Source organism: Synergistaceae bacterium (genome assembly GCA_012728235.1).
Classification (GTDB): Bacteria; Synergistota; Synergistia; order Synergistales; family Synergistaceae; genus JAAYFL01.
In genome coordinates, this window is record JAAYFL010000096.1 from 1 (window position 1) to 5,720 (window position 5,720).

The following is a 5,720-nucleotide window of genomic DNA, read 5'->3' on the forward strand; positions in this document are numbered from 1 at the left end:
GCATTTTCTCTGGATTTAATGGTAACTCCACTGCCTTTTAATGCTTCAACAATTCCTAGCTCAGAAAGAACACAAATTGCCCTCCTTGCTGTTTCAGGAGAAACACGATACTGAGAAGCAAGGGAAGACCGTGCAAAAATTTTATCTCCCTCTTTATAGCTTCCTTCCGCTATTCGTGAGGCAATATCCGCGGCAAGCTGCTGATACCTAGCTTCGCTTAACATCTTTTCGTTCATTATGTTCTTATCTCTCCTATTTGCTCAGCTTTTATTATTTTGTATAAAAACATTGCTCTTGTAATTTTAGATGTTTACAGGACTTGTTGCAACTTTTGATTATGAATAATGCTTAAGCAATATACATCACATAATCAATGGTTTTTATATCTTATAAGATATAAAAACCATTATAGATTTGTTCCATAAATTTATATTAAATAAGATTTTAACTCTCACTTTATCGCTGTAATACAGATTTGCTCGGACTTTTACTAATGATGTGCACTTGTACTTTTTATAACACAAAGCTATAATTAATCTAAACGCAAAGAAGATGAACTCCCCTGCAAGGTTAGTGAAATATGGGTACGGTCTTGATCCAACAAACAAACCCGTGCAGTGCCTTTTCGTGTAGGCGGCGGAGACTTAACGGTCGACCAAGTAGAACGCGAGGGGCTCTATCTCTTTGAGAAGCGGGACAAGACCTCCTATACACGGCCGAGTGGGGGTTTTTAGTAAAGCAGCAGAAGTATATTAAACAAATTGGGAGCATGATTATGACAATAACAAAGCCTTTTTGGCATCCATCTAATTCAAAAGCTTTTATACTTGATTGGGATGGAGTTTTAGCAGAGACCAAACTTGATTTCTCCGACATAAGAAAACGTTACTATGGCGGTAGAAAGGCCTTGTTGCTTGAAGAAGCGTCAACTTTAACCGAGTCTGATAGAAAATCTTTGATGAAAGATTTACGTGAGTTAGAGATGGCTGGTACAGAAAGGGCGACTGCTGTCCCCGGTGCAATTGAGTTGACTGAAAAACTGTATTCACAGAAGATCCCATTTTGTATCGTTTCTCGCAATACAACAGAATCCATTGAGGCTGTAGCAAAAAAGATAGGAATAAAATTACCGGAACATGTATTCGGTAGAGATAACTCTACAAATATAAAACCTGATCCTCGCTCATTTCTTCTCGCTGCGGAGAAGATGAGAGTCTTACCGAAAGATTGCGTTGCGATTGGGGATTTTCTTTATGATTTGCAATGTGCCAGACGAGCAGGGGTAAGAGCTGTTTTAGTGCAAAGAGATGAACCTGAATGGGAAGAGTGGGCAGACGTCTCATTCCCGACGCTTTTAGATTTTATCAAAGATTTTGAAGATCCCACTCCCATAGTGCCTTGGGAATATAGAGAAATACATGCGAAGCGCGGAGATAAGTGGATGAACTCGGCTAAAGAGCTGATTTTGACATTGCCGGAAAAGGTTTCCCCAAACCTTGACTGTTGGTTATGCAGGGCGGCAGCTTTGGGAATTGATGCGATTCACGTGCCTTCTGATGCGATTTTCTCTGTTACAGATTGGAAAGAAAGCCAATCATTCTCTCCTAAATACATGGGACGTCCTATGTCAGAAGTAATTCAACATTTTCTTGCTACCCGCTATCCTATGGTTCGTGTAGTTACAGCCCCCGAAGTAGAGGGGCTTAGATCCCCGAAAAACTCACTTGATTTAATGAGATTTTTGGAGAGAAAAATCTTTTAAGCCAATAAAAGTGAAAAAAAAAGAAAACCTGTCTCCCCAATATAGCCTTTACACTTCAGAAATACCCGGTCCTCAACTAAAATTTGAGGTACCTCTTGCCGAAAGGATGCGTCCTACATCTCTAAATGAGTATTTGGGACAAGATCATATACTTGGAATGGGAGAGCCGCTCCGTACTCTGCTTGAGAGGGAGCAGGTTCCGAGCTGCATCCTTTTTGGTCCTCCTGGAACAGGGAAGACATCTCTCGTGCGTCTTATTGCCAAAATAACCGAGAGAGAACTTTTAGAAGTAAATGCCGTCAGTGCAAAAGTTGAAACGCTTCGTAATTTGCTCGATAAGGCTAAAGAGTTAAAGCGCTTAACAGGGCGTTCTTCGTTGGCCTTTATCGACGAAATATACCATTTTAACTCAAAGCAACAGAACGTTTTACTTCCGTCAGTAGAAACTGGCGATATTATTCTTATAGGTACAACCACAGAAAATCCTTGGTTTGAAATTAATAAAACTCTTCTTTCCCGAATGATAGTTTACACATTGAACCCCATTTCTGAAGAAGCCATTTATGAAATATTAGTGCGAGCTTTAAATGATAAAGAGCGAGGATTGGGGCTATTGGAAGTAAGCGCGGAAGAGAAAGTGATAAAGAAAATTGCATCTCTGGCTGGCGGAGATGCCCGTCAGGCGCTGATGCGTCTTGAAACAGCAGCATCTTCCGTAGCTTTGTGTGGCGGGAAAATTTTAACAGAAGAGATTGTATCTAAAAGCACTGGTATTGCTACACAGCGTTACGATAGAGTGAAAAACGACCATTACGAGGTTATCTCCGCTTTAATAAAAAGTATACGCGGCTCAGATCCGGATGCTGCTGTTTACTGGTTAGCCAGAATGCTTGCAGCTGGAGATGATTTGCGTTTTATATGTCGCAGGCTTTGCATATCTGCGGCCGAAGATATAGGCTTGGCTGATCCAATGGCGCTCATACTTGCACAAAATGCGGCAGCTGCGGTTGACAGAGTAGGTCTTCCTGAAGCGAGGATAATTCTTAGCGAAGCTGTAATATATTTGGCGGCGGCGCCTAAGAGCAACTCAGCCTATAAAGCAATTAATAATGCTATGTCAAATGTTATCTCAGGAAATATTATGGAAGTTCCTTTGCACTTGCGTAACAGCGAAGAGGGATACTTAAATCCTCATGATTATCCTGATCACTGGGTAGCACAGTCATATGCACCGGAGATTAGAAGATTTTATAAACCGGGAGAACAGGGAGACGAAACAAAAATAAAACAACGTCTCAAAAGATTCTGGAAGAGATTTGCTGAATAAAGAATAAAGAATAAAATATTGAATAAGTATAATTTTTATTTTCAGCCAATTCGCAACTCCTTAGTTTTTCTGTACGTGTTTTTTACAAAGTTTTAAAGTAAAATTTTTGCTTGAAATTATGTAGTATCTTGCGTGTAAATGTATAAAATGATATATTAATCAACGTTTACTAAATATTGACGCTTGAAAAAGCCGAAGTGGCGGAACGGTATACGCAGAGGACTCAAAATCCTCCGGGGTAACACCTATGGGGGTTCGAATCCCCCCTTCGGCACCACTTTTAACATATAGTCCCACATCTTCATATGAAGATGTGGGGCTATATGTTTTTGTTTTATCGTCAGAGTGAAAAAATAAAGTATTTTTTACAGATATTAAATTTAACAAAAAATATCGAATTTATCTGTATCAGATTGTCTAACCTATCGTTTTCATGCTATTATAAGCTGTCAGTTCCGAGGACTAAAATCTATAGGGGGTAATGTGATGCGTAGAATAATGTTTTTGGTTGTCGGTTTAATTTTATTAGCTTCGTTAATTTTTTATACAACAGTTCATTTTTCCGAGAACACGATAAAAATAGGAGAAATAGCAACGCTTACAGGAGACTTCGCAGCTTACGGAGTTGCCGAGGTTGAATCTGTAAAGATGGCGGTTAATGAAATAAACGCCGAAGGCGGTATCTTAGGAAAGAAAATTAAACTTATTATGTATGACTGTCGCACCAGAAATGAAGATATGGTTAATGCTGCCCGTCGTCTTGTACAACAAGACAAAGTAGTAGCGGCAATTGGTCCTAGCGGTTCAGGTCTATGTATAGCAGCTTCGCCTATATTTAACCAAGGCAAAGTTGCACATTTGGGGACTCTTCCTACAAATCCGAAAGTTACAGTTGACGAAAAAGGAGATGTCAGACCTTACAACTTCCGAATCTGTTTCCTTGACCCGTATCAGGGTAAAATTCTTGCTGTCTTTGCTAGGGAAGATTTAAAGGCACAGAAAGCAGCTATTCTTTATGACGTTTCAAGCGATTACTCTCAGGGTTTAAGAGAATTTTTTACAGCTGATTATGAAGCATCAGGCGGAGTAATTGTAGCCAACGAGGGGCATAGAGGAGAAGATGTAGATTTTAGAGCACAGCTAACCAAAATAGCGCAAGCTGAGCCAGATGTCCTCTGCATCCCAACCATGGGTAAATGCCTTCCCCTTGCAGTTAAACAAGCAAGAGAGATGGGAATAAACGTTCCTATCATCGGTGGCGACGGTTACGGGGACTTTATGTGGGAAATCGCTGGCAATAGCATGAACAATACATTTTGGATTAGTCATGTAGCGAAAGAAGATCCCACGCTTAAAGAGTTTTTTGAAAAATATGAAAAACAGACAGGAACAGAGTGTCAAGAATTTATGAATGCTGTTATGGCATACGATTGTGTCTATTGGCTTAAAAATGCCATTGAAACCGCCAACAGCGATGATCCTATAAAAGTTCGTGATGCACTTGAACAAACAAAAGACTTAAAACTTATGCACGCAACTCTGACAATGGATGAGTTTCACAATCCTAAAAACAAAGATGGATATATCCTAGAAGCAAAGGACGGCAAAGCGGTCTTTTTTAAGAAAATTAAAGCAGAATAATATTTTTCTGAAGAGTAACAACAAAATTGTTAATAATTAGTAAAAGCGGTACCTTAAACTTAAGGCACCGCTTTTTATTTTACAAGGGCACTAGCGAAATTCAGCAGTTTGCTCATTTTGCACATTTACTAATATTGTATAATCATAATGTTCGCACTATAAAAACATTTTTCTCTTTTCGAAAATGGGTAAATAAGAAAAGAGTAGGAGGTATGAGTAATGAAAAAAACGATTATCATTGTTATGTCGTTTCTAATCACAACAATAATTGTGACTCCCTCTTTATCTTCATCTCGATGGGATGAATTTGTAGCAAAATCCATTGAATATGAAAGAATAAAAGAACTTGGTATCCCCATGATAAATAATTTAAAAGAAGAGCCAATGCAACAAAGCGAAAGAGAGCTTTGGGAGCAGCTTTGGCAAGGAGATCCTGCCCTTCGCTGCAAAGCAGGGTTAGCGCTAATGGATAGGATCTTTCCTAATGGAGATCCTTCTCGCTGGCAGGAGGCTGATGGTTTTCTTTCAAACTCCAGTAGACAGCCAAGACAATTAGCAGGAATAGATGCCCTTTTTGTGGTGGTTGCTGCGATAAGAGATCTTCCGGATGGCATATGGGCTTCGGCCTATATTTTAGAAAAATTCGGGAAGTCGACAAGAGGAAGAATGTATTTTATTGACGATACAACCCCGGATATTAGGGCGGTGGTTGATGATGTTATTAATAAAACAGGGTTAAAAGGAGATTGGTCAAGTAGGATTATTAGAGGACGCATGCCATTTTTGCCCACATATAATGGTTATATAACCATGAGCAGGGCAATAGACAAACAGATGGTATTTATAAATGGCCACGGAGCAATTGCCGGGAATGGCAATTACTCGTGGGATAGGGACGGCGGTTATATTTATGAAATAAGCGAACAGATGGGAATGTTAAGCCCTTCTCGCTAAACTCTATTCAGAGAATAGCATTTCAAGTATTGCAGC

Annotated in this window: 5 protein-coding genes and 1 tRNA gene; 5 read left to right on the forward strand and 1 reads right to left on the reverse strand. The window is 39.6% G+C overall.

What is annotated here, in order from left to right:
- A partial coding sequence (locus GXZ13_06335) for a GntR family transcriptional regulator (GenBank protein NLX75433.1) occupies nucleotides 1-236 on the reverse strand: 236 nt, incomplete at its 3' end.
- A gap of 539 nt (nucleotides 237-775) precedes the next feature.
- Between GXZ13_06335 and GXZ13_06340 the strand changes: the two genes are divergently transcribed.
- The 5 genes from GXZ13_06340 (at nucleotide 776) to GXZ13_06360 (ending at nucleotide 5,684) form a co-directional block, all read left to right on the forward strand.
- Complete coding sequence (locus GXZ13_06340; protein NLX75434.1) at nucleotides 776-1,762, forward strand: HAD family hydrolase; 987 nt, start codon at nucleotides 776-778, stop codon at nucleotides 1,760-1,762.
- A 106-nt stretch (nucleotides 1,763-1,868) separates the two neighbouring features.
- Nucleotides 1,869-3,089 carry a replication-associated recombination protein A gene (locus tag GXZ13_06345; protein ID NLX75435.1) on the forward strand — a complete coding sequence of 407 codons (1,221 nt, stop codon included), beginning with the start codon at nucleotides 1,869-1,871 and terminating at the stop codon, nucleotides 3,087-3,089.
- Nucleotides 3,090-3,280: 191 nt separating this feature from the next.
- Nucleotides 3,281-3,366: transfer RNA gene (locus GXZ13_06350), tRNA-Leu, on the forward strand.
- Between the two features lie 209 nt (nucleotides 3,367-3,575).
- Nucleotides 3,576-4,730, forward strand: coding sequence for an ABC transporter substrate-binding protein (locus tag GXZ13_06355; protein ID NLX75436.1), 1,155 nt, complete (start codon nucleotides 3,576-3,578; stop codon nucleotides 4,728-4,730).
- A 219-nt stretch (nucleotides 4,731-4,949) separates the two neighbouring features.
- A complete protein-coding gene (locus GXZ13_06360; protein ID NLX75437.1) occupies nucleotides 4,950-5,684 on the forward strand; it encodes a hypothetical protein in 735 nt (244 codons plus the stop codon).
- The last annotated feature ends 36 nt before the right edge of the window (nucleotides 5,685-5,720 follow it).